Origin of the sequence: Luteimicrobium xylanilyticum (assembly GCF_009429125.1) — a bacterium.
In the GTDB taxonomy this organism is placed as follows: Bacteria; Actinomycetota; Actinomycetes; order Actinomycetales; family Cellulomonadaceae; genus Luteimicrobium; species Luteimicrobium xylanilyticum.
On record NZ_CP045529.1, the window covers coordinates 1105430 to 1129378 of the forward strand.

Annotated in this window: 12 protein-coding genes; 4 read left to right on the forward strand and 8 right to left on the reverse strand. The window is 71.9% G+C overall.

The features are described from left to right. Positions 1-18: 18 nt before the first annotated feature. A complete protein-coding gene (locus KDY119_RS04770; protein ID WP_051136730.1) occupies positions 19-4968 on the forward strand; it encodes a GH92 family glycosyl hydrolase in 4950 nt (1649 codons plus the stop codon). A gap of 162 nt (positions 4969-5130) precedes the next feature. Here KDY119_RS04770 and KDY119_RS04775 read toward each other — a convergent pair whose 3' ends face one another. The 7 genes from KDY119_RS04775 to KDY119_RS04805 form a co-directional block, all read right to left on the reverse strand. Further along, positions 5131-8613: a phosphatase PAP2 family protein gene (locus KDY119_RS04775; protein WP_227994524.1), complete on the reverse strand. Its 3483-nt coding sequence runs from the start codon at positions 8611-8613 to the stop codon at positions 5131-5133. Positions 8614-8931: 318 nt separating this feature from the next. Beyond that, positions 8932-9750, reverse strand: a complete 819-nt coding sequence (locus KDY119_RS04780) for an HAD-IIB family hydrolase (protein WP_083891000.1) — start codon at positions 9748-9750, stop codon at positions 8932-8934. Further along, positions 9743-10843, reverse strand: coding sequence for a glycoside hydrolase family 130 protein (locus KDY119_RS04785; protein ID WP_036952279.1), 1101 nt, complete (start codon positions 10841-10843; stop codon positions 9743-9745). Before KDY119_RS04785 ends, KDY119_RS04780 begins: the two co-directional genes overlap by 8 nt. Positions 10844-10937: 94 nt before the next feature. Next, positions 10938-11831, reverse strand: a complete 894-nt coding sequence (locus KDY119_RS04790) for a carbohydrate ABC transporter permease (protein WP_036952277.1) — start codon at positions 11829-11831, stop codon at positions 10938-10940. Next, positions 11828-12748 carry a carbohydrate ABC transporter permease gene (locus tag KDY119_RS04795; protein WP_036952275.1) on the reverse strand — a complete coding sequence of 307 codons (921 nt, stop codon included), beginning with the start codon at positions 12746-12748 and terminating at the stop codon, positions 11828-11830. The genes KDY119_RS04790 and KDY119_RS04795 overlap by 4 nt, the downstream gene beginning before the upstream one ends. A 107-nt stretch (positions 12749-12855) precedes the next feature. After that, a complete protein-coding gene (locus KDY119_RS04800; protein ID WP_036952273.1) occupies positions 12856-14193 on the reverse strand; it encodes an ABC transporter substrate-binding protein in 1338 nt (445 codons plus the stop codon). A gap of 106 nt (positions 14194-14299) precedes the next feature. Next, positions 14300-15331 (reverse strand): LacI family DNA-binding transcriptional regulator, encoded by a 1032-nt coding sequence (locus tag KDY119_RS04805; protein ID WP_153022004.1) that lies wholly within the window; start codon positions 15329-15331, stop codon positions 14300-14302. Between the two features lie 253 nt (positions 15332-15584). On the opposite strand from KDY119_RS04805, the gene KDY119_RS04810 reads away from it, so the two are divergent. The 3 genes from KDY119_RS04810 to KDY119_RS04820 all read left to right on the forward strand — a co-directional run bounded on the left by KDY119_RS04810 (position 15585) and on the right by KDY119_RS04820 (position 22594). Beyond that, the gene (locus KDY119_RS04810; protein WP_153022005.1) at positions 15585-18653 is read left to right on the forward strand and encodes a hypothetical protein; all 3069 of its coding nucleotides are present in this window, start codon (positions 15585-15587) and stop codon (positions 18651-18653) included. A gap of 152 nt (positions 18654-18805) precedes the next feature. Then, on the forward strand, positions 18806-19858 hold the full coding sequence (locus tag KDY119_RS04815; RefSeq protein WP_036952262.1) for a LacI family DNA-binding transcriptional regulator: 1053 nt from the start codon (positions 18806-18808) through the stop codon (positions 19856-19858). A gap of 201 nt (positions 19859-20059) precedes the next feature. Continuing rightward, positions 20060-22594 (forward strand): discoidin domain-containing protein, encoded by a 2535-nt coding sequence (locus tag KDY119_RS04820; protein WP_036952259.1) that lies wholly within the window; start codon positions 20060-20062, stop codon positions 22592-22594. On the opposite strand, the gene manA is transcribed toward KDY119_RS04820, so the two are convergent. Continuing rightward, a complete protein-coding gene (manA, locus tag KDY119_RS04825) occupies positions 22537-23859 on the reverse strand; it encodes a mannose-6-phosphate isomerase, class I (protein WP_051136728.1) in 1323 nt (440 codons plus the stop codon). The genes KDY119_RS04820 and manA overlap by 58 nt on opposite strands. Positions 23860-23949: the final 90 nt, after the last annotated feature.

The window sequence follows — 23949 nt, forward strand, 5'->3', positions numbered from 1 at the left end:
CTGCGTACAGTCCCGCCCATGACAGCGTTGTCGCACGAGGGCTCCGCCCCGACGCCTCCCCGAACGCACCGTGGCCCCCGGGTCCGACGCGCAGCCCTGCCCGCAGCCCTCGCGCTCGTCGCGAGCGCCGTCGTCGTACCCCTGGCCGGGCCGGCCGTCGCCGCGCCCGCGAAGGGACCCACCGACTACACGCAGTACGTCAACCCGTTCATCGGGACGCAGGGCGACCACGGGCAGGACGGCCCCGGCGCGATCGCGCCCTACGGCCTGGCCACCGTGACCCCGACGACGACGAACGGCAACCACGTCGGCTACGAGTACACGTCCGACACGCTCCTGGGCTTCACGAACGTGGCGCTCGACGGCGTGGGCGGGGGAGGCGGCGCGGGCGACTTCCTCGTCGTGCCGACCTACCAGACCTACACGTCCCGGCCGACGACCGGCAGGTACGAGAAGTCGATCAGGACGAGCGACGGCGCCAAGGACGAGTCGGCGACCGCCGGCTACTACCGGGTCGGCCTCGACGAGGGCGGCAAGGACATCGACGCCCAGGTGACCGCGGCGACGCGGACCGGCGTCCAGGACTACACGTTCGACTCGGCCGGCCACGCGTCGCTCGTCGTCGACCTTCAGCACACCGGCAACGGTCGTCGGGCGACCGACCTCGAGGTCGGGAAGACCTCCGACGGTCGCGCGACCCTGTCGGGCTCGTTCACCGGCTACTTCTACAACTCGGCCTACAAGCTCTACTACTACGCGGAGTCGACGGTCCCGACGTCGTCGGTCCAGACCTGGGGCTCGGGCGGTCTCGGCACCAAGACCGCGCAGGACGGCACGGACATCGGCGCGGTCCTGAACTTCGACGCGACCGCGGGCGAGCACGTCGGCCTGCGGGTCACCCTGTCGCCCGTGAGCGCCGCGCAGGCCAAGCGGGACGCCGCCGTCGAGGTCGGCGGGAAGACGTTCGACCAGGTGCGCAGCGCGACGAAGGCCGAGTGGAACGACCGCCTCGGTAAGGTCGACGTCGACGCGAGCGCCACGAACGACCCGACGGGCGACCTGCGGACCGAGTTCTACACGCACCTGTACCGGCTCGCGGACACCCCGATGAACGCGACCTCGACCGACGGGACGTACCGCGGCGCGGACGGCGTGATCTACCACGCGGACGGTTACACGCACTACGACTCGTGGTCGTTGTGGGACGACTTCCACAAGTACGCCGCCGTCGCGTCCGTGTACCCGGACGTCTACCGGGACGCCGTCCAGTCCCTCGTCGACCTGTACGCCGAGGTCGGGACGAGCGGCAAGAGCGTCGGCAGCTACCTCCAGTCGGTGCCCACCGTGCGCTGGGAGCGCGCACCCGTCGTCGTGGCGGACGCGATCTCCAAGGGCGTGGAGCTCCAGGGCCTCGCGCAGGCCTACCCGGCGCTCGTCGCGCAGGTCGGCGACCCCGCGAGCCTCACCAACCTCGACTCGCGCGCGGGCGGCCTGCTCGGCTACTCCTACGACGCCGACGGGCTCGCCGTGATCGCCGCCGCGCTCGGCAAGTCCTCCGACGCCGCGCACTACCGCGACGAGGCCGCCCGCTGGGCGAAGGACTACGACGCCGACGCCCTGACGACCGACGCGAACGCGAAGGCCGCGACCGGCCCGGCGTCCGGCGTCGACCAGGTCGGGCTCCTCATGCCGCGGTCGTCGAACAGCGACACGGCGCCCTTCACGTACACCGACCCGGAGAAGTGGCAGGCCGCAGGGCTCTACCAGGGCACGATCTGGCAGTACAGCTGGTACGACGCGCAGGACCTCGGCGGTATGGTCGACATGATGGGCGGCAAGGCCCAGGCGGCCAAGGCGGTCAACTACTTCTTCGGCACGTACACCGACGACTGCTCGCGCAACCTCCACCTGTACGCGAACGAGATCTCCGTGCACGCACCGTTCCTCTTCAACTACGTGGGCGAGCCGGCGCAGACGCAGGACCTCACCTACCGCACCCTCACCGAGCCGGTCTGCACGAGCTACACAGCAGACGGCTCGTCGACGACCGCGTCGAAGAAGTGGGTGTACCAGAACGCTCCCGACGGCATGCTCCAGACGATGGACAACGACGCCGGCACGATGTCGGGCTACTTCGTGTCCACCGCGCTCGGCCTGTACCCCGTCAAGGCGGGCGGCGACACGTTCCAGATCACGTCGCCGATCTTCGACCGCACGACGATCCACTACCCGGGCGGCAAGGACCTCGTCATCGAGGCTCCCGGCGTCAGCGCGACGAACCACTACATCCAGAGCGCGACGCTCGACGGCAAGCCGCTGAACCGCACCTGGCTCACCGCCGCCGAGATGAACGCGGGGGGCGTCCTGCACTTCACGATGGGCTCCAAGCCCTCGTCCTGGGCCGCCGACGGCGTGGCGGAGGACTCCGCTGCCGACCACGTGAGCAGCGCGCTCTATCACCCGGGCGACGCGGTCAGCACGTCGTCGCAGGTGTTCGACGAGTCCGCGAAGAACGACGGGTCGATCGACGACCACGTCACCGTGTCCGTGTCGGGCACGACGTTCACCGGCGCGGACGGCGCCGACCTGACGTCGAAGGTCACGGCGACGGGGGTGCCGAAGGGCCTGAAGGTCAAGGCGACGAAGACCGGGGCGAGCACGCTCGACCTGACCCTCACGGGGCGGGCCGCGAAGCACCTCGTCGACGACTCGACCGACGACCTCGCCGTGACCCTCGGCGCCGGTGCGTTCTCCGGCTCGGCGCCGAGCGCCACCGACCGGGCGCTCACCCTCAAGGTCCGCTTCGACGGGTACACGCTCACGCCGAGCACCACGACCCTCGCGGCGCGCGCGCACGGCGTCGTGCACGGCACCGTCGACCTCACCCTCGCCGGCGGCGTCACGTTCGCCGGCCGGAACCACGCCACGCTCGGGCGCGGGGCCGTCACCTTCCCCGGCCTCGACCGCGGCGTCCGCGCCCGCGTCACCCGGACCGGCGCCACGACGGCCACCGTCACCTTCACCGGCCGGCTGCGCGACGACGCGACCTCGCACTTCACCGTCCGGCTGTCCGACGCGGCGCTCGTGGGCGCCGACGCGGCCCAGGTGACCGGCGCGGGAACGACGGCGCTCGACCCGTTCACGCTCACCGTGCCGACCACGACGCGCGCGGACCTACAGAAGCTGTACGACGACGCGCGGCTCGTCACGCAGGACCACTACTCCGCGGCGTCGTTCGCGACGCTCGAGGCCGCCGTCGCCCGCGCGAAGGACGCGCTCGCCGACGCGGACGCGTCGGAGTACGAGCTCTCCGGTGCGCTCGCCGTCCTCCAGGCGGCGGCCGACGGGCTGGCGATCACGGGCGACGGGTACCGGGTGCTCCAGGCCGAGGCATACGACCAGTGGTCGGGCGGGACGCTCAAGACCGAGAACGGAGGCAGCCGCACCGACGTCGGCGGCGTCTCGCCGGGGTCGTGGCTGGCGTTCCGCGGGCTCGACCTCTCTGCTTCCACGCCCGACTCCGTGGTGATCGACTACTCGCACAACCCGGGCACGGCGTCGGCGACCTCCGCCGTCGAGCTGCACACGGGCTCGGCGACCGGCCCGCTCGTGACCACCATCAAGCTCCCCACGACGAACGGGTGGTCGAACTACACGGCCCTCACGCACACCTTCACCGCGGACGAGGCCGCGAAGCTCGCCGGCACGCCGGACGTCTACTTCGTGTTCACCGGCACCCTGGCGTCCGGCCAGAGCTGGGTCGCGAACGTCGACTGGTTCCAGTTCAAGGCGAAGACCGACCCGGTCGAGACCGCGAAGACCGTCCAGTTCGAGTCGATCCGCAGCGGGTACGGGATGCTGAACGCCGCCGACTCGGGGCTCGTGGCCGGCACCGACTACTCCGGTGCGGACCTCAAGACCGAGGCCGGCTCGGTGGGCGGGCAGCTCGCCGGCACCAAGGACGGCGCGTGGGTCCGGTACCAGGGAGTCGACCTGGGCACGCACCACGCGACCACGCTGAGCGTGCGGTACGACGCCCCGACCACCAAGGTCGTGGGCGGCAGCCTCGCGTTCTACGTCGACTCGGCGCCGTCGTCGGGGAGCGACCCGTTCGTCACGGTGCCGCTCGCGAGCACGGGCTCGGGCTGGGGCACCTACGGCACCGCGACGGTGAACCTGCCGTCCCGGCTCACCGGCAGCCACACGATCTACGTCGCGCTCCACAGCACGCCGACGTCGAGCCAGCCCTACGTGGGCAACCTCGACTGGTTCGCGCTCGGCTACGGCGTCGACAAGACGGCGCTCGAGGCGACGATCACGAAGTACGCCGACCTCACGTCCGACGCCGACCTCTACCTCGCGACCGACTTCGGGGTGTTCACCCGGGCGCTCGCGGCCGCGAAGGCCGTCGACGCGGACGACGACGCCACCGCCGACCAGGTCGCGGACGCCCTGCGCGTGCTGACCGTCTCGGCCGACCAGCTCGAGTGGAAGGTCGTCAAGCAGGTCGCCGAGCTCCTGACCCGGGCCAAGTCCGTCGAGCAGGACGACGTCACCGCGGCCTCCTGGGCGCGGCTCCAGAAGGCCGTCGCGGCCGCCGAGGCGCTCGACCCGGCGACGAGCAGCCACCGCTCCTACGAGACCGCCCTGGCGAGCCTCCGGACCGCGTACGACCGCCTGAAGCCCGCGCCGGTCGTCGCGAAGGACCCCGTGTGGATCTCGGGCGACGTCGTCGTGGGCGGGACGCTGACGATCCACCCGGGGACGTACGACGTGGCGGACCCGTCGTACGCGTACACCTGGTACGCCGACGGGCGACGGATCGCGGGCGCCGACCAGGGCACGCTCGTGCTGACGAAGGCGCAGGCCGGGAAGCGGATCACGGCGGCGGTCGTCGTGAGCGCGCCGGGCCGTGCGGACCTGCGGGTCGTCACGGGTCGGACCGTCCCGGTCGAGCGGCGGCGCTGACCCTCCGAGACACCGAGAAACGGCCGAGATACCGCGTCTGCAGCGGTATCTCGGCCGTTTCGGCTGCCGCACGTCCTACGGCCCGCAGGACGACGCGACTCACGCGAGCGACGGCCTGGTCGGGCTCGCGCGCGTGGGTCACCTACGACAAGGCGCCTGCGGTCAGCTCCTGACGTACCGGTCCGTGGCCAGCGTCGTCGGCCGCAACGACGCGCTGCCCCCGTAGACGACCTCGAGCCAGCCGGTCCGGCGCAGGACGTCGGTGCGGACCGTCGCGGAGCTCACCCCGTCGCGGGTGCGCACCGGGGCGCTTCCGACCGTCCGTCCGTCGACCGTCAGCGTCACCCTGCCGGTGGGGTGGACCGGGCCCGGCCCGGCCAGCCGGACCGTCACGGTCGCGCGTTCGCCCTTCCGAAGGTGTCCGGCGGTCACGGCGACCCGTGTGATCCGGACCGAGCCCTTCGTCACCCGGAGCGTCGCCTTCGTCGTGGCCTCGGTCGTCACGCCGGGGTCGGCGGGCATGAACCGGACCGAGAGGTGATGGCTCCCGACCGCCAAGGTCCGGGGCAGGGCGACCGTCGCGACGCCACGCGCGCCCAGCCGGGCCGTGCCGAGCGTGGTGCGGCCCTCGCGGACCGTCACCGTGCCGCGCGGCACGACCCCGTGGGTTGCGCTCGCCGTGACCAGGACCGACGCCTTCTCGCCGTAGCCGGTGCGCTGCGCCGTCGCGTGCAGCCTGGTCCGTGCGGGCGCGGTGACCGGCAGCCCGTCGGCGCCGACGCGGGTCCCGTCGACGGTGAGCGTGCCGTCGTGGTTCACGATGACCTTCGCCGCCATCGCGGCGGCGAGGTCGAGCCGCTGGTAGCTGCCCGCGCCGGACTCGTCGTCGAGCACGTAGCCCGAGGGGAGCTCGGTGGCGGCCAGGACCGTCCGGCGCTGGGCCGCGGTGAGGTCGGGGAACGCGCTCAGGAGCAGGTTCTCCGCGCCCTGCGGGACCGACGGGGCCTTGTCCGTCGCGGCGACCTGCGGGAACCCGTACGTGAGGCGCTCGTGGTAGACGCTCAGGGCGTCGGAGGTCGGGAGGTACTGCTGCTGCCCGGCGATGCACGCCGTGAGCGTGCTGCCGGCCCCGACCTCCCGGCACTTCTGCGCGAGGACCGACTGCAGCTCGGTCCTCGCCGCGGTGAGCAGGGTGCGGTAGCCCGCGTCCGACCAGCGCCTCGTCGTCGTGTCCTCCCCGACGATCCGGCCTCCCATGATGTCGGTCGGGTAGTGGAAGGCGAGCACGATGCGGTTGTTCCCGTACTCGGACGCGCGCGCCAGGATCTGCGGCGCGAGCTGGGGGAGGAGGGTCGCGAGCGTGATCCCCTGCGAGTAGCCGTGCGAGGTGTGGCCGCTCGGGAAGGACCCGTCGCCCGCGAGACCGGCGTAGCCGCCCGCGCTGTCCCACTGCTTGATCAGGCCACCGTCGGAGGTGAAGCCCATCCGCACGAACGGCCGCTTGTACTGGTAGCTGTTCTTCGCGGTCTGGTAGCTGTCACCCGACGACGACGTCGCCTTCTCGACGCGGTAGGAGAGCAGGGCCTTGGTCTTCGGCAGCTCGTCGTCGGCGAGCGCCTGGGTGTACAAGGGGCCGAGGACGCTGCCGAGGCCGTCCGCCATCGTCTGGTACGGGCTGTGCGCGCCGTCGTCGAGCGCCTTGACGACCTGCGGGTCGCTCTTGCTCGTGTAGGCGTTGTTGATCTCGACCACCTTCGTGTCGTCGAGCGCCTGGAGGTCGTCCACGGTGGTGCCCGTCGGGTAGACGGTGTTGGGACCCATGATGCTGGGGGTCTGCTCGGCGTCCGTGAAGGACCGCAGGAGCCACGTGTAGTAGTCCGCGCCGTCCGGGGCCGCGGGGAGCGTGTCCGAGGCGTAGGTCGGGGCGAGCTGGTCGGCGGTGAACCCCGTGGCCGCGGTGGACGGCGCCAGGTCGAGCCCGAAGTAGGCGTCCGAGCTCGTGCTGTTGCACTGGTGGACCTCGACCGCGAGCGTGTTCGTGCCCGCGACGAGGTCGGCGGCGGGGACGGTGAACGTGCTGGTGACGGGGTCGCCCCCGCCCGCGGTGCCGTCGGGCGTCTCGTACTGGAGGTTGCTCGTGATCTTGTCGTCGTTCCAGCCCGCGATCCGCTCGCCGTTGAGGTAGACGGTCGCGGTGTCGTCGTAGGTCAGGGTGCCGACGAGGTCCGGCAGCGAGCGGAGCGTGTCCGCGTCGAGGGTGAACGTGGTCCGGAAGAAGTACGCGGGGACGTCCGGTGCCGTGGAGCCGTCGGTGTACAGGCGCAGCTTGGTCGTCACGGGGAAGCCGGAGTCGAGGTCGGTCCCCGTGCCCTTGACGCCGAAGGGGCCGCTCGCGTCCTTCCAGCCGTCGCCCAGGGTGGCGTCCGTCCGGGTCCAGGCCGTCCGGTCCGTGGCGCTCCCCGCGGGATCGACGTTCCCGGCGTCCAGGTAGGTCCAGGTGGTCGACCCGTCGACGAGCGGCCGGCCGAGCCGCACCTGGTCGATCCAGCCCTCGACCGGTCCGGCGTGGGCGTCGTCGTCCGCGTAGCTCAGGAGCAGCTCGGTCACGTGCTTGCCCGCGAGCTGCGCGAGGCTGACGGTGACCTCGTCCCACCGTCCCGGAGCGGGCGTCGTCGTCGCCGGTGCGGTGAACCGGTGGGGCGAGCCGCCGTCGGCATCGGTGTAGACGACGTCGACCGTGGTGTGCGCGGACGCGGCGTCGGTCGGCCGGACGAGGTAGGTCAGGTCCGTCGTGGAGCCCACGGGGACGTCGAGGCCGGACTGGAGCACGACGGTCGACGAGGCGTGTCCGTCGGCGAGCACGTCGGCCGACCAGCGGACCGCCCGTGAACCGTCCCCGCCGGGAACCGAGCCGGCGTCCTCGACGGACACGCCGAGCGGCGCGGTGCCGGACGCGTCCTGGCTGCGCAGCGTCCAGTCGGCGATCTGGGTGTTCGCGTTCTTCGCGGACCCGCCGGCGTTCGCGGTCACGCGCAGCTGGTAGTAGCGGTACGACGCGGGCTGCGCCACGTCGTAGAAGCGGGTCAGGCCGTTCGATGCGAACGTCTGGTTCGTCCGTGCGTCGACGGTGTGCCACGCGGACGAGCCCGGGTCCGCCGCGACGTCCGCGTCGTCGGTGCCGAGGACCGTCCAGGACTTCGGGTCGCGCTCGGGGAACTTGGCGCTGTCCGCGCCGGCGGTGATCGCGTAGCTCGTGACCCGGGTCGCCGTCGTGAGCGTGTAGACGGCGGACACGGGCGAGGCGTCGGACGGCGCGCCGCTGTCCCGGGCGTACCACTTGGTCGACGGGTCGCGGTCGGCGAGGCTCTGCACGTGCTCGGACGAGCTGTCGGCGTTCGCGTGCGTGGAGGCGACCGTGGTGATCGCCGACGCCGGGACGAGCCGGTCGCCGCGGACGTCGGTGCTGGTGCCGCTCCCCGGGAACCCGGCGGGCTGGGGCGTCCCCGCCTCGTAGGAGGCCGACCAGTAGCCACCGGCCGTCGCGGTCTCGGACGCGGCCGACGGCGCCGACACGGCGGGCGTAGCCGCTTGCGCCGGCGTACCGACGAGGGCGGCGGCCAACCCGAGGCCGAGCGCGGTGGTCACGGCGCCCGTCCGCCGGAGCCTGCGGCCTGCGAGGGGGTATCGGGTGGTTGGTGACCGGTGCTTCATCAGGGGCATCTCCGTCTCGACGTCGGGCGGGGTCACGCTAGGTGGCTCAGGTGCAGCGTGCCTGAAGCGGGGGTGAACGATCGTCGACGCGGGGCGACGATGAGCCGCGATGACAACGCTGTCTCAATGGTGGATCGTCTTCTCTCCCGCGTCAATGCCCGGAGGCCGGAGGCTGGAGGGTCGGTTGGATGAGGGGTCCGCCGCTGAGGGCCGCGCCGGCGACGGCGCGCCGGAGGACGACGGTCGCGCCGGCTACGCGGTGCGGGCAGCGTCGACCCAGTGCTCGAGCAGGGCGACCGTGTCCGCCCAGCCCGTGACGGGCAAGCAGGTGACACCGGTCGACAGGACCGGCCAGTCGTTTCCGCCACGGTCGAGCCGGTCGCCGACGAAGACGACGTCCTGCGGGCGGAGGCCTGTGAACGCCAGGAGCCGCCTGATGCCGTACGCCTTGTCGATGCCTCGCCGTGTCACGTCCACCGACGTGGACCCGCCGGACCGGACCTCCAGGTCGGGTAGCAGAGGGGCGACCGCAGCACGCAGCGCCTCCTTCTTGGCGCCGTCGCGGTCCCAGACGCTCTTGGCCTCGACCGGCGCGTGCTGGCCCAGGGCGGAGAAGGTGACCTGGCTGCCGCGGTCCTCCACGACCGGCCCCCACGGGTCGAGCGGCCACAGACCGAGCTTTCGTGCCTCGCGCTCCAGAACCTCCAGCACCGTCCGGCGCTGCTCGGGGTCGAGGCCCTCGGCGTAGACCTGCTCCCACCGGCGCTCCCGGTACCGGTAGTACTGGGTGCCGCAGGTGGGCAGCAGGTGCACCCGCTCGAGCTCGGCGTCGTCCGCGTCCACGAGCTGGTCGACGACCTGCGTCCGGAACTGGGTGAACGCCCCCCCGGAGATCACGGCGACGTCCGCCGACCGCAGGACCTGGCACAGGAGCCCCGCCGTCACTGCGGGCAGGGGTGCCTTCGACGGCGCGAGGGTGTCGTCGAGGTCGAACGCCACGAGGCGGGGGAGTGCTCCGGCGACGGCGGGCGAGGGCGGCGTGGCCCGCGAGGTCGTGGCGTGGTCAGCCATCGGTCCGGTCCAGCCGGGCGACACCGATCTTCGTGTCGGCCATGCCGTAGAACACGTAGCGCTCCCCGTCGATCACCTCGATCGCCGTCGGGAACACGACGTTCCCGACCGTCCCGGCGCGCTCGTCCTCGGTCGCGGGCTCGAGCACCGGGTCGGTCGAGCGCGCGAGCACGCGTGAGGGGTCGGCCGCGTCGAGGATCATGAAGCCGACGCAGTAGCGGACGTCCTGCTGCGGGCTGAAGCCGCCGTCCACGATCTCGCCTGACACGCCGTGGTAGAGGAGCAGCCAGCCCTCGTCGACACGGACCGGCGCAGGGCCGGCGCCGATCTTGGCCTCTTCCCAGCCGTCGCGGGCGCCCGCGAGGAACGTGTGCCGGCCGGGCCGCGTGAGGGCGCGGACGTCGCGCGCGGCCTCGTCCGCGTCCACGTACGAGATCCAGATCGCGGCGCGGGCATCGGTCGTGCCCGCCGGAAGCGGTGGCTGCTCGCCCGGCCGGGCGAAGCTGAGGTCCCACATGGGACGGTGCAGGACGGCGAAGCTGGGGCGGCCGTCCGGGGCGGGCACCACCTCCGGCAGGATCACGACGTCCTTGTTGGGGAACAGGTTGAGGTCGGTGTCCAGGGCGTCGTCGTAGGCGAACTGCACCGGTCCGAGCCGCGTCCAGGCCGCGCCGTCGGTGGACACCGCGAGGGCGGGCCGGGGGCCGAGCGGCCCGAAGGCGACGTAGCTCATGACGTGGACCCCGAGGTCCGGCAGCCAGGTGATCCGAGGGTCCTCGACCCCGCCGTGGCCCGTTCCGTGCTCCCAGCCCCGGTCCGCGTCGAGGACCTCGCCAAGACGCTCGACCCCGACCGGCACGCCGTCCTCGACGACCACGCGGGCCCGACCGATGCGGGACACGTTCCCTGCCGCGACGAGGCGGGGGAAGAGGTACAGCTCGCCGTCGGGCGCCCGCACGGTGGCCGGGTTGAGGACGCCTTCCGCCTCCTCGGGGCGGGTGGGGTCGACATCCATCACGACTCCCAGGCGGGTGAGCGTGTACGGGATCCGGGTGCTGGCGAGGGCGGACGAGGTCGTGGTGGCCGAGGTCATCGGGAGGGTCTCCAGGGCGAGGTGGTGGTTCGTGGCGTGTGACTGACGGTGAAGGGGGCTGAGGCCTGCGGGTGGCGGGGGACCAGGGATCCGCTCACCCCTTGACGGCGCCGAGGACGCCGTTGACGAGGTAGCGCTGGATGAACAGGTAGCCGATGACCAGGGGTGCGGCGACGATGAGCGTGGCTGCTGCGAGCAGCCCCCACTGGTTGCCGTAGGTGCCCTTGAAGGCGTACAGCCCGACCGTGACCGGGAACTTCGTCGGGTCGGCGAGGAGGACGGTGGCGAGGATGATCTCGTTCCAGATCCATACCGCCTGCAGGATGAAGCAGGTGACCAGCGCGGGTCGTGCGAGCGGCAGGACGAACGTGAACAGGTAGCGCCAGTACCCGACGCCGTCCATGGCGGCGGCCTCGTCGAGCTCGCGCGGCAGGGACGACACGAAGCCGCTGAACAGGAGCGGACCCACGCCCACCCCGACGCCGACCATGAGGATGTAGCCGAGGCGGTTGTCGTACAGGTGCAGTCGCAGCAGGAGCTGGAACTGGGTGATGAGCGCGTTCGGCAGAAACAGCACGAGCGCGAACACGGCCCGCCAGACCTTGCCACCGCGGATGTATCCACGCGCGACGGGGAAGCCCATCACGAGGGCGATGAAGGTGCCGATGCCGGCGCCTGCCGCGGTGTACAGGATGCTGTTGAGGACGTAGGAACCGAAGTTCCCCTTGCTCCACGCCTGGCTGAAGTTGCTCCAGTGGGGCGAGTGCACGAGCCCGACCGGGTTGGAGGCGAACTCGGCGTTGCTCTTGAGCGCGGTGTTCGCGAGGAACAGCAGCGGGAAGAGGAACAGGACGAGCACGGCGGCGACGCACAGGTAGAGCCAGATCCGGCCGCGTCGACGCGGCGGGCGGGTCCGTCCGCCGGCGTGACGGCCCGAGGGCGTCGCGGCCGGTGCGGCCGCCGTGCTGGTGCTCGTGAGGGTGCTCACAGGCGTGCCTCCCTCTTGCGCAGGTAGCGCATCGTGACCACCACGATCGCGCCGACGAGGACGAACTGGACCATGGAGATGGCGGCCGCGTACCCCTGCGACTGCGAGAGGGTGGTGCCGGAGGTGCCGCCGAACCCTTGGACGTAGACCATGAGCGAGAGCACCTGTGTCGCCTTGTTGCTCGGTCCGGTCAGGACGTAGGTGAGCTGGTAGGACTGCATGGCGTTGACGACGCCGAGCAGCACGTTCGCGGTGATCGACGGCGCGAGCAGGGGCAGGGTCACGAGGCGGAACCGCTTCCAGCCCGAGGCGCCGTCGATGCTCGCGGCCTCGTACAGCTCCTCGGGGATCGACTGCAGCCCGGCCAGGAAGATGATGACGGAGACACCGACGACTGCCCAGATCTGGACGAACGTCACGAGGGCGAGCGCGAGCTTCGGGTCGCCGAAGAACGCCGAGTCGGTCCCGAACCAGGACAGCACCTTGGCCGCCGGGCCGCCTGACGGGTTGAACATCAGGGACCAGACGAGGCCGATGACGGTGACGCCGAGGACGGTCGGCATGAACACGACCGACCGGTAGAACGCGCGTCCACGGAGGGGTCGGTTGAGCAGCACCGAGATCCCGAGCGCCAGCGCGAGCTGGACGACCGTGCTGACGCCGGCGAAGACGAGCGTGTTCTTCAGGGCGTTCAGGTTGTCGTCGAGGTGGGCGGCGGAGAAGAAGGACCGGTAGTTGTCGATCCCGATGAAGTTCACCGGGATGCCCGGTAGCCCGCGCAGGTCGGTGAACGAGGCGACGAGGACGAGAGCCGCGGGCACGAGGCCGAAGACTGTGAGGACGGCGAAGCCGGCGAAGAAGGAGATCCGGACCGGGAACCGGTGCGGGAACGGGAAGGGGCTGGCGGTACTTGCCATGGCGGGTCCTTCGAGCTTCCGGGCGGGGCCCGGACGACGGACGGTCGGGGTGGATGGAGGGCTCGGCCCTGCGTCGGTGCTGCCGGCGCAGGGCCGAGCCGGTCTGGCTAGAACGCTGCGGACCACGCCTTCTGCGCGGCGTCGGCGGCGCTCGCGGCGTCCTTGGTGCCCAGCGGGGACAGGGCCGGGTAGTTGAACGGGTAGACCGCGTCCTGCCCGGCGTCGTTGTTGGCGACCCACACCTGGTCCCACGCGGGTTCGTAGTCCTTGGCGTACTGTTCGATGGACTTCAGGAAGTCGCTCGAGGCGATGTTCGGCTGCGCTGACGAGAAGCCGGACTTGTCGAGGAACGTCTTGTAGTTCGTCGGGTCGGAGAAGAACGTCAGCCAGGCCAGTGCGGCGGTCTTGTTCTTCGACGCGGCGGAGACCGCGAGCTGGAGCTCGATCTTGCCGTTCAGGGACGCGTTCGACTGGGCGTCGTCTCCCATCGGGAGCGGGAAGTAGCCGAAGTCGAACTTGTCGCCGACGGCGGCGGCGATGGTGGGCTCGTCCCAGGTGCCGTCCGGAGTCATGGCGTACTTGCCCGCCGCAAACCCGGCGGGGATGTCGCTGTAGGCGGCGCCCGAGAAGTTCTTCTGCGCGTACCCGAAGACCGTCTGGACCCGCTGGAGGACCTCGAGCGGCTCGGTGTCGTTGAGCTTGGTCTTCTGGTCCCACAGGTCCTGCGCGAGCTGATTCTTGGCGTCGAGGCCGGGGTAGAGGCTCGCGACGGCCGACAGCATCGGCAGGCCGGCCGGCCACCCGTCCTTGCCGCCGATGCCGAACGGCGTGACACCGGCGGACTGGAGCTTCTTGCAGGCCGCGACGAGCTCGTCCCAGGTGGTCGGAACGTCGATGCCGTTCTGCTTGAAGATGGTCTTGTTGTAGTAGACCCCCGTCGAGTAGCTCAGGCCGGTGGGGACGGCGTACTGCTTGCCCTTGAACTCCTGGGCGTCGAGCACGCTCGGTGTGTAGTTCTTCATGAAGGGCTGGTCGGTCAGGTCGAGCAGCGCGCCGCTCGCGGCGAGACGTGCGTCGTTGGACTCGGAGCCCTTCGCGAACGACGGGACGTCGGTCAGCGGTCGGCCCGAGGAGTTCACGACGAACACGTCGACGTTCCTGGCCGTCAGCCGCGACGACTCGGTCGAGGGGTAGTTGCTGTTGGGGACCGACGAGAACACGATCTTGACGTCGGGGTACTTCTTCTCGAAGGCGGCGTTCACCGCCTTGAACGCAGCGTCGGAGGCGTCCGCGGAGGACACGAGGATCTGCAGGGTGCCCGAGGGCTTGCCGGAGTCCTTGGAGCCCGAGTCCCCGCCGGTGCTGCAGGCGCTGAGTGCGAGCAGCGTGCCGGCCACGCCGGCTGCGATCAGCGCATGCCTGGTGCGCAACGTCGTTGTTGACATGACTTCTCTCCCGTGAGTTCAGCCGAAACGTTTCGGCAGAAGAGTGACAGTAGCACTCCCGACAGCGATGTCAACAGCCCGAGCGCCTCCCGCCCTCCCGGCCCGCTCAGTTGCGGGGGACGGGCCCGATCGAGTCGCGCACCACGACCTGGGCGGGCTCGACCTCCGCGTCCGGGGCCGCGCCCTCCTCGATCAGGTCGAGCAGCTGGCGCGCGGCGGCCCGCCCCACCCGCCGCGGCGAGGTCTGCACCGTCGTGAGCGTCGGTCGGACGTACGTGCCGAGGGCGATCCCGTCGTAGCCCGTGACCGAGACGTCGCCGGGCACGGACACCCCGAGCTCCTGGGCGCGCATCATGAAGCCGACCGCCGTCAGGTCGTTGACGCAGACCACGGCGGTCGGGCGCTCGTCGGCCGGGAGCGTGAGCAGCTCGTCCGCCGCGGCCCGTCCGGAGTCGAAGGTGAAGTCCCCGACGACGAGCCGACCCGGGCGGAGGCCCGCCCCCGTGAGCGCTCGCTCCCACGCTCGGCGCCGCTGCCAGGTGTGCACGTACTCGAGCGGGCCGCTCACGTGCGCGACCCGCCGATGGCCGAGCGTCACGAGCGTCGCGACGAGCCGGGTCAGCGCCTCCCCGCCGTCCTGGCGGACCGCGGGGAACGGAAGCATGGTCGCCTCGTCCGCGTTGATCCCTACCGCGGGCAGCTCGAGTTCGCCGACGAGCGGGATCCGCGGGTCGTCGACCTGCAGCTCGTTGAGGATCACGCCGTCGACGCGGCGGTTCGCTCCGAGCTCGCGGTATCGCAGCTCGGTCCGGTGGGCGTCGGCGCTGACCTGCAGGACGAGCGCATAGCCGCGCTCGGGCAGCACCTCCTCGATCCCGCCGATGAAGGCCCCGAAGAACGGGTCGGCCTCGAGCACCTCGACCTCGCGCTGGACGACGAGGCCGACCGCGAACGCACGTCTGGCCGACAGGCTGCGCCCTCGGACGCTGGGCACGAAGCCGAGGGTGTCCGCGGCGTCGCGGACCCGCAGGCGGGTCGCCTCCGAGACGCCGGGCCGGCCGTTGAGCGCGGCTGACGCCGAGCTGATCGCCACGCCTGCGCGCTCGGCGACGTCGACGATCGTCACACGCTTCTTCACGGGTTCCTCCGGTCCTGACGGGGCAGCGAAGGGTCGGGGGCGCCGGATGTGACGCACCCCTCGGCGCCCGTCTGCACGGCTGCGATCTGTGGGGATGCTAGTTCAGGCTGGGCGTCGACGTGCGGTCGTCCTGGCGGTCGGCCCACGGCACGAGCGGGCGGGGGCCTCTTGACACCTCGCGTTCAAACCGGTTTGAATGCGGGGCGAACCGTGCAACGAAGGTGTGCACGACGACGTCAAGGAGCCAGATCTCATGAGACGTACCCGTCGCATCGGCGCGACGATCGGATGGCTGGGGTCGGTGGCGATGGTCGCGACCCTCACCGCCACGACCGGCACCGGGCCTGCAACAGCCGCGCCTTCCGACGTAGCCGGACGACCGCCGACCGCCGACCAGCTGCGCCAGACCGGCACCTCGCAACAGCGGTGGCTGTCGGTGCCGCAGTCGCGCCTCGTCCTCAACCCGATCGACTTCAACTCCTCGCAGAGCGAGGTCGAGCAGAACTCGGGTCCCGACCTGCCGCTCGCCGTCGGCTACTACGCCAACGACAAGGCGAACCGGCTCCGCGACGTCGTACAGACGTTCCGGGCCTCGAGCGCGGGCCCCGCGGCCCCGGCGGCGCCGAGCACGCAGGTCGGGTTCGCGGACCCGTTCGACGACGTCGACGGCTGGGCCGCCTCCGGCGCGGACGCCACGGCGAAGGGCGGCCGGGCGACCGTCACGGTAGACGGCGCCAAGACGTGGGGCCACATCCAACGGACGGTCACGCTCGACCTCGACCAGGATCCCTACCTCACCGTCTCCGTCCCGGCAGCCACCGGCGCCTGGTCGCTGAAGGTGAACGACGGCACCCTCGCCGACGACCTCAAGCTCCAGGACGACACGACCGCCACCGGCACCCGCACGTACGACCTGCGCAAGGCCACGGGGTGGACCGGGTCGAAGACGGTCACCGTCTCGATCTACGCTGTCGGCGCCGGGAAGTCCGTGACGGTCGACTCGCTGGTCGCGCACAGCGACCCCACGCCACCGCCGGCCGCAGGCGAGGTCGACTTCGCCGACGACTTCACCACGGCGTCCGGCTGGACCGCGTCGTCCAAGGGCGCCACCCTCACGAGCGACGGCACCGAGGGCACGCTCGCGCTGCCCGGCGCAGGCTTCGGCTACCGGGCGCGGACCGTCACCGCTGACCTCTCGAACGACCCGGTGCTGACTCTCGACGTGCCGAGGACGACGGGGAAGTGGGCCCTCAAGGTCGCCCTTCCCGGAAAGGGCGACGTCGAGCTCCAGCACGACACGACCGCCACCGGTGCGCACACCTACGACCTGTCCGCGATGACGGGCTGGACGGGCACGCAGACCTTCCAGGTCAAGCTCTTCCAGATCGGCGACGCCGCGGGGACGAGCACGACGCTCGGCCACCTGGCGATCTACCCTGCGCAGCGCTGGCTCACGGGCGCGTCGTCGTCCAGCACGTCGTGGGAGCCCGCGGCGCTGAAGTTCTCGGCCCGGTACGGGCAGGGGAACGCGCAGGGCACCGACGTCTTCCACGGCACCGACGCCTTCACCCGCGTGGTCACGACGCGGAACGTCGCCCGGCACGGCGCCGCGAGCGTGATCGCGGGCGCCGTCTCGGGCACGGCGACCTACGACCGGCGCAGCAACGTCGTCACCGTGACCCAGGACGGCTACACGTACGCCGTCGCGACCTCCGCCGGCCGGCTGCGGCTGTTCGACGGGCCGGCCGCCCTGGGGCAGCTCGCCGACGGCAACACCGTCACCGGCGGGTCGTGGGGCGTGGTCAGCGCGCACGACGGCACGACCGCCGTCGGCGTCGGCTTCGCCGTCGGCACGGACGACGAGGCACGCTCCCACGCCGCCCGCGCCGCCCGCGGAGCCGCCTCGAGCCATGGGGCTGCGCGCGACGTCAAGACCTGGGACCGGTACTGGGACCGCTACCTCGCGTCCGCGCCGGCGCCCAAGGACTTCGCGATCCACGGCGTCGACGCGGCGGGCGTGACCTCGTCCGACGTGCGGGACGCCTACTACCGGGCCTGGGTCCAGCTCGAGGAGAACGTCCTCCCCGCGACCCCGGAGACCGGCAACGAGTACGCACAGCTCAGCACCGGGAAGGCCTCCCTGTGGACCAACGGGACCCCCGGCATCAGCTCGGTGGCGAGCTGGGACTCGCTGCTCGGGATGCAGGATCTCGTCCACACCGACGCAGCCAGTGCCTGGGCCTCGTTCCAGGGCCTCATGGCCAAGGTCGGCGACGACGGCAGCCTCGCCGGGGAGTCGCTCCCCTCCCGCAAGGCCCAGACTGCGTGGGTCCTGTACGAGGTCACGGGGGACGAGGGCAAGCTGCGCGACGTGTACGCGCCGCTCGTGGCGGACCTGCGCTGGGAGGCCGACCACCTGCGCTGGATCCTCGGCTCGCACGACTACACCGACGAGCGCGACGGCGAGTTCGTCGCCTCCCTGATCTACGACCTCGGCTACGCCGAGAAGATCTCTCGCGCGCTCGGACACCAGGACGACGCGGGGGAGTGGTCGGCCCTCGGCAAGACGCTCACCGCCGACTACGAGTCGTGGTTCTTCCCGGCCACCGGCCCGTACGCCACGGTGCAGAAGGTCTACCTCGACACGTCCCGCAGCAAGGCGCCCGTCGGCTCCGACAACCCGGCCGGCGACTTCCTGGACGCGGCCACCGGACGGTGGACCGACCCGGGCCTCGCGATGTACACCACCACGGCACTCGCGATCCCGGAGCTCTCGGACGCCGACGTCGCGAAGGTCGTCGAGCGGTTCCGCACCGAGTACGACCCCGACCAGCAGCTCGCGGGGCTCGCCTCGGTGGCGATCAAGGCGCCCGACGCGCAGCTGATGACGTACGGCCTGCTCGACCGCGGGTACGCGACCGAGGCGAACGTGGTGATCAACTCGCTGACGCGTGACATCGTGCGCTCGGGTCAGTTCGCGGAGGTCTACCAGGCGTCGTCGGGGAAGCTCTCCGACACCCCGATCGCCCGGGGCGTCGCCCCGTCGCTGTTCGGCATCGCGAACCTGATCGACAACGTCTGGCTCGCGAACGGCGTCCGGCTCGAGGCCGGCACCCCGACCTTCGTGCGGACGTCCGCAGGGCTCTCGGGCGGCGTGGACGGGCTCAGCTACCACGGCCACCGCTACGATGTGCGGCTGCAGCGGGACTCGGCCGTACTGTCCGGCGACGCCGTGCGCCTCGGGGTCCTGCCCCGCGCGGTGGCCCTGCCGACCGTGGGCGCCAGCGTCACGGCCCACCGGCCGCGCGGTCACGGCCACTAGCTGTCGTCGGCGGTCTTCGCCGAGGTGTGCCGCCCCGGCGAGCGCTGCGGGGGCCCGGTCGACGCGAGCGCGCGCTCGGCCGCGGCCCCCGCCGCGCGCCGCGCTACCCTGGGGCCGACCCGCCTGGGCAGCCACGACCTCACGGAGACCCGATGCCAGCGCAAGCCGAGCTCCACGGGCGGCGTCCGACGATCACCGACGTCGCACGGCTCGCCGGCACGTCGAGGGGGACCGTCTCGTTCGTGGTGAACGGCCGACCCGGTGTGGCGCCCGCGACGCGCGAGCGTGTCCTCGCCGCGATGGCCGAGCTGCAGTGGACCCCCAGCCGGCCGGCCCGGGCGCTGTCGCACCGTCGGGCGGACGCGGTCGGGCTCGTCCTGGCACGCGAGCCGCGGGCGCTGGGCTCCGACACGTTCTTCGCCCCCTTCATCGGCGGCCTCGAGTCGGCGCTCCAGCGCACGGGCCAGTCGCTCGTGCTCCGCTTCGTGGCCGGGGACGAAGCGGAGCGCCGCACCTACGAGGAGCTCGTCTCCCAGCGGCAGGTCGACGGCTTCGTCCTCAGCGACCTCCGCCATGACGATCCCCGCGTCGGGCTCGTCGCGGGCCTCGGAGCGCAGGCGGTCACCCTCGACCGGCCCGACCTGGCCTCGCCGTTCCCGAGCGTCTCGCGCGCGGACGAGCCGGGCGTGACGGCGGCGGTCGACCATCTCATCGCCCACGGCCACGAACGCATCGCGCACGTCGGCGGCCCGGCTCGCTACGTGCACGCGACCCGCCGCCGCGAGGTGTGGCAGCGTGCCATGAGGCGCCACGGTCTTCCGGCGGACCGCCACGTCGAGGCCGACTTCACCGCTGCCGGAGGGGCGATGGCGACCTCCCGCCTCCTTGCGCTCGGGGACGGCGAGAGGCCGACGGCGATCCTCTTCGACAACGACCTCATGGCCGCCAGCGGAGTCGCGGTCGCGCAACGGCTGGGCTTCGACGTCCCGGGTCGCCTCTCGGTCGTGGGCTACGACGACGCCGAGATCTCCGCCTATCTCAACCCGCCGCTGACCTCGGTGCGGACCGACCCCTTCTCCTGGGGCCGGATCGCGGGACGGCTCGTCCTCGAGCTGCTCGCGAACGGGAGCGCGAGCTCCCAGGAGATGTCGGCGTCGGAGCTGGTCGTCCGCGCGTCCTCAGGCCCCGCGCCCGCTGCCGTCTGACAGCGCGTCCGGGATCCCTGCGGCACGGTCCAGGCGGACGAAGGGCACGGTGCTCGTGCCCGAACGGTCGTTCGTGGACGTGCGCCGATTACCCGTCCACCCGCCCGTTGACCAGGTCCTCGACGCGCGCTAGCGTCAAGGGCGAAACGTTTCGGCAGTGCGGCTCGCGCACCAGCCGTCCCCGACGAAGGAGTCCTCCGGATGCAACGCCGCGCCCGCTCAGCCCGCACGCTCGTCCCTGTCCTCGGCGCCGCCCTCGTGATGACCGCCGCGCTGCCGGCGACCGCGTCGCCGCCCCCGGGGAGGGTCGGAGGTCACCCGCAGCAGCAGGTGGCCGTGGTCGGGATCGAGGACTTCCCGACCACCACCGCGGGCGCCCCGTTCGACTACGCCCAGCGTGCGCGTGACTACGACGCGCACGTCTACGACTGGACCGACCGCGGCGTCTACACGACGATCTCTGTCGACGCCGCGAACGACACGTTCAAGATGCCGTCCTACTACGGCGATGCGCGCGTGCAGCCGGGCACCACGGGGGACGGAGACGAGGAGGCGGTCAACGAGATCGCCTCGGTCGTCGGCGCCTCGCTCGTCGGCATCGACAAGTCGTCCCAGCGGTGCAACGCGCCAGGCGGTACGACCTGCAACTACGTCGACCAGCTCCGTGCCTTCTACGACTCCGACCTCGGCGTGGCACGCAACACCCCGAGCGCTGCGTCGGACGCCCCGGGCTCCGGGAGCATCTGGTACACGACCACGGCGAACGTCCTCTACTACATGCTGGGCTCGCTCTACCCGCACGCGACCGACATGTCGACGATGCTCCGCAGCATCGCCGACCACTACGCCACGATGGTCGAGAGCCAGGGCGGCGACCACGCCGACCTCACCATGCGGGACTACGACTGGGCGACCAACACCACCGTCTCCGGCCGTAACGAGGGCGGGGAGGCCGCGGCCGGCGCCGTCGCGATCCTCCTGTGGGCTCACAGCAAGTTCGGCGACGCCCGCTACCTGCGGGCCGCCGAGGGGGCCATGAACTACCTCGAGTCCTCGTCCCAGGACCTGTTCTACGAGGTGCTGCCCGAGCTCGCTCCCTACCTGGCCGCGCGGCTCAACGCGGAGACCGGGTCGGACTACGACGTCTCGAAGTACTTCTCCTGGCTGATGCAGGGATCGTCCACCCGGTCGGGCTGGGGCACCGTCGGCGCCGACGCCGGGACGTGGGGCACCGACGATCCCAAGTCGGTCGCCGGGCTCGTGGGCAGCCGGACCGACAGCGGAGGCTACGTCTTCGCCATGAACAGCTTCGCGACGCCGCTCATGGCTGCGACGGCCAAGTACGACGCGCGCTACGCGGACACCGTCGGTCGGTGGCTGCTCAACGTGGAAAACTCGGCCCGCTACTTCTACGCCGACCAGATGCCCGCAACTCAGCAGTACTATGCGGGATTGTTCACCCAGGCGCCCGAGTCGGTCATCGCCTACGAGGGGATCATGCGTACGGGCGTGGACGGGATCCAGGCGCGCGGTGACATCCCCGAGCGCAGCTCGAAGTGGGGCGTCGGCGACGACGCCCGCAGCCTCGGGCTCTACGGGTCGAGCTGGGTCGGCTTCCTCGGGTCGACGGTCACCCCGACGAACGTCCGGGACGTCTACCGGACCGACCTCGACAAGCTCGACTTCTTCGGCGACAACCGCTACCCGACGTCGCTGTACTACAACCCCGGGACCGCTCCGGCGCACGTCCTCGTCAGCCTGCAGGGGCGGCACCTGCTCTACGACGCGGTCAGCGACCGCGTCCTCGCCCGCGCAGCTCGTGGCCGCACCACGGTCACGGTCCCCGCGGGGGGCTCCGTCGTGCTCGTCGAGGGGCCCGCCGGCGGCTCGGTGACCCGCGCCCACGGTCGGACCCTCGTGAACGGCATCGCGGTCGGCTATGACACGATGCCGAGCCGCGACGTCGCAGCGACCGCCTCGGCCACCGCCACCGGGACGCTGCGCGGGTCGTCCCCGGCGGCCGCGGTCGACGGTTCGGAGCGCACCGCCTGGCGCTCGCGCGGCAACGCGACGCTCGACCTCGACCTCGGGTCCGCGCGACGGATCTCATCCGTCGCGGTTCGGTGGAGCGCCCGGCCCGAGCGCGCCACGGTGCTCACGTCGACGGACGGGTCGACCTGGAGCACGGCCTGGACCGGTCGCCCGGCGGGCTCGGCCCAGGCGGTGACGTTCGACCCGACGACCGCGCGGTTCGTGCGGCTCCGGATCGACGCGCCGAGTCCTCGGCGGACCCCCGGTGTCAGCACGGTCGAGGTCCGCGACGCCGACCTCGCGCTCGGAGGGGACGTGCAGGTCAGCAGCACCCAGAACACGGTCAACGTCGCGAGCAACCTCACCGACGGCTCCGACGCCACCCGGTGGGAGTCGAAGACCGCCGACCCGCAGTGGGCGTCGGTGGACCTCGGCCGGGCGCGGGCGCTCGGCTCGGTCCAGGTGGCCTGGGAGACCGCCGCGGCGAAGGAGTACACCGTCGCGGTGTCCGACGACGGCACGACCTGGAGGACGGTCGCCACCGTGGCCGACGGCGCGAGCGGCGAGACGCGCACGATCGCGCTGCCCGCCGGAACTGCCGGCAGGTACGTCAAGGTGGAGGGGACGAGCAGGACGACGAAGTACGCCTACTCGATCTTCCGGATCTCTGCGTATGCCCCGGCGGCTTCGAAGGCCGTGCGCTGAGGGTCGGCGCCGGGTGCCGCCCCGTGCCGTCGTCGGGGCAGACCGACGACGGCGACGCGGGGGACGCCCGGCGCCGCGGGCTCGAGCGTGAGGGCAGCGCCGTGCTCGACCACGACCGCGTCGCCCGGCCTGAGAGCGGCGACGTCACCGTCGCTGGTGGTGCCGCCGGTCGCGCGCACCCGGCCGGACAGGACGACCACCGTCCGAGGCCCGGTCGCCCCCGGAGTCGTCCACACGCCGTGCGGTTCGACGACCTGCACGTGGTACGAGCTCGAGGCGGTCGCGTAGTCCTGGATCCGCGCACCGGGCTCGTCGTGCGACGTCGGGCGCACGACCTGCGGGAGCGTGGGCTCGAGGTCGACGACCCGCAACAGCTCGGGCACGTCGACGCGCTTGTCCGTCAGTCCCGCGCGCAGCACGTTGTCGGAGGCGCCCATCACTTCCAGCCCGGTGCCCTGGACGTAGCAGTGGACGATTCCCGCACCGATGTCGAGCGCCTCGCCCTCGGCGAGCGACACGGCGTTGAGCAGGACGGTCGAGAGCACTCCCTGGTCGCCGGGGAAGGCTGTCGCGACCTCCCGGGCGATCGCCAGGTGGTGGTCGCCCCAGCGGACGGGCCGACCGGGTGCGCCGGTGCGGTCCGCCAGCCGGTCGAGCACCTCCGTGAGGTTTCGGGGGTCGAGCGCGAGCAGCCCGCGCAGGCCGGCCTCGACGCGTCGATGGGCCGGACCTGGCCCCCGGAGAGCCTCCACGACGTCGGCGAGCGGTTCGTCCGGCGAGGCAACCAGGCGTGCCAGGTCGGCCGCGGCGTGCTCGGGTCGGCGGAAGCCCGCCAGTGCGCGCGTGGGCTCCAGGGCGATGAGCGTCTCCGGCTTGGCGTGCGGGTCCCGGTAGCTGCGATCGGCCGGGGCGACTCCGAGCGCCTCTTCTCGGGTGAACCCGGCCCGGGCGGTCGCCTCGTCAGGGTGGACCTGCAGCGAGAGCGGGTGAGCCGCAGCGAGGAGCTTGACGAGGAACGGCATGGTCGCACCGTGCCGGGTGACCGCCTCTTCGCCGAGGAGGCTCATCGGGTGGCGCGTGAGGACGCGGTCCAACGTGGCGTCTGGCTCACCGGCCGGGTCCAGCACCGTCGACGGTGCGGCAGGGTGAGCGCCGTACCAGATCTCGGCCACGGGCCGCCCGTCCGGGCTGACCCCGAGCAACCGGGGGAGCGCGACCTTCGAGCCCCATGGGTACGTCTGGACCTGACCCCGGATGCGAAGCACAGTCTCCCTCTCGTTCAAACCGGTTTGAACCAAACCGGTTTGAAACCTTAGGTCGACACTCGTGGTGCGTCAACGTCTCGCGCGCACAGC

What these genes read in the sequence shown, in the direction of transcription:
- KDY119_RS04770 (WP_051136730.1), top strand. Translation starts at nt 19, where the DNA reads ATGACAGCGTTGTCGCACGAGGGCTCCGCCCCGACGCCTCCCCGAACG.
- KDY119_RS04780 (WP_083891000.1), bottom strand. Translation starts at nt 9,750, where the DNA reads ATGGCTGACCACGCCACGACCTCGCGGGCCACGCCGCCCTCGCCCGCC.
- KDY119_RS04785 (WP_036952279.1), bottom strand. Translation starts at nt 10,843, where the DNA reads ATGACCTCGGCCACCACGACCTCGTCCGCCCTCGCCAGCACCCGGATC.
- KDY119_RS04795 (WP_036952275.1), bottom strand. Translation starts at nt 12,748, where the DNA reads ATGGCAAGTACCGCCAGCCCCTTCCCGTTCCCGCACCGGTTCCCGGTC.
- KDY119_RS04800 (WP_036952273.1), bottom strand. Translation starts at nt 14,193, where the DNA reads ATGTCAACAACGACGTTGCGCACCAGGCATGCGCTGATCGCAGCCGGC.
- KDY119_RS04810 (WP_153022005.1), top strand. Translation starts at nt 15,585, where the DNA reads ATGAGACGTACCCGTCGCATCGGCGCGACGATCGGATGGCTGGGGTCG.
- KDY119_RS04815 (WP_036952262.1), top strand. Translation starts at nt 18,806, where the DNA reads ATGCCAGCGCAAGCCGAGCTCCACGGGCGGCGTCCGACGATCACCGAC.
- KDY119_RS04820 (WP_036952259.1), top strand. Translation starts at nt 20,060, where the DNA reads ATGCAACGCCGCGCCCGCTCAGCCCGCACGCTCGTCCCTGTCCTCGGC.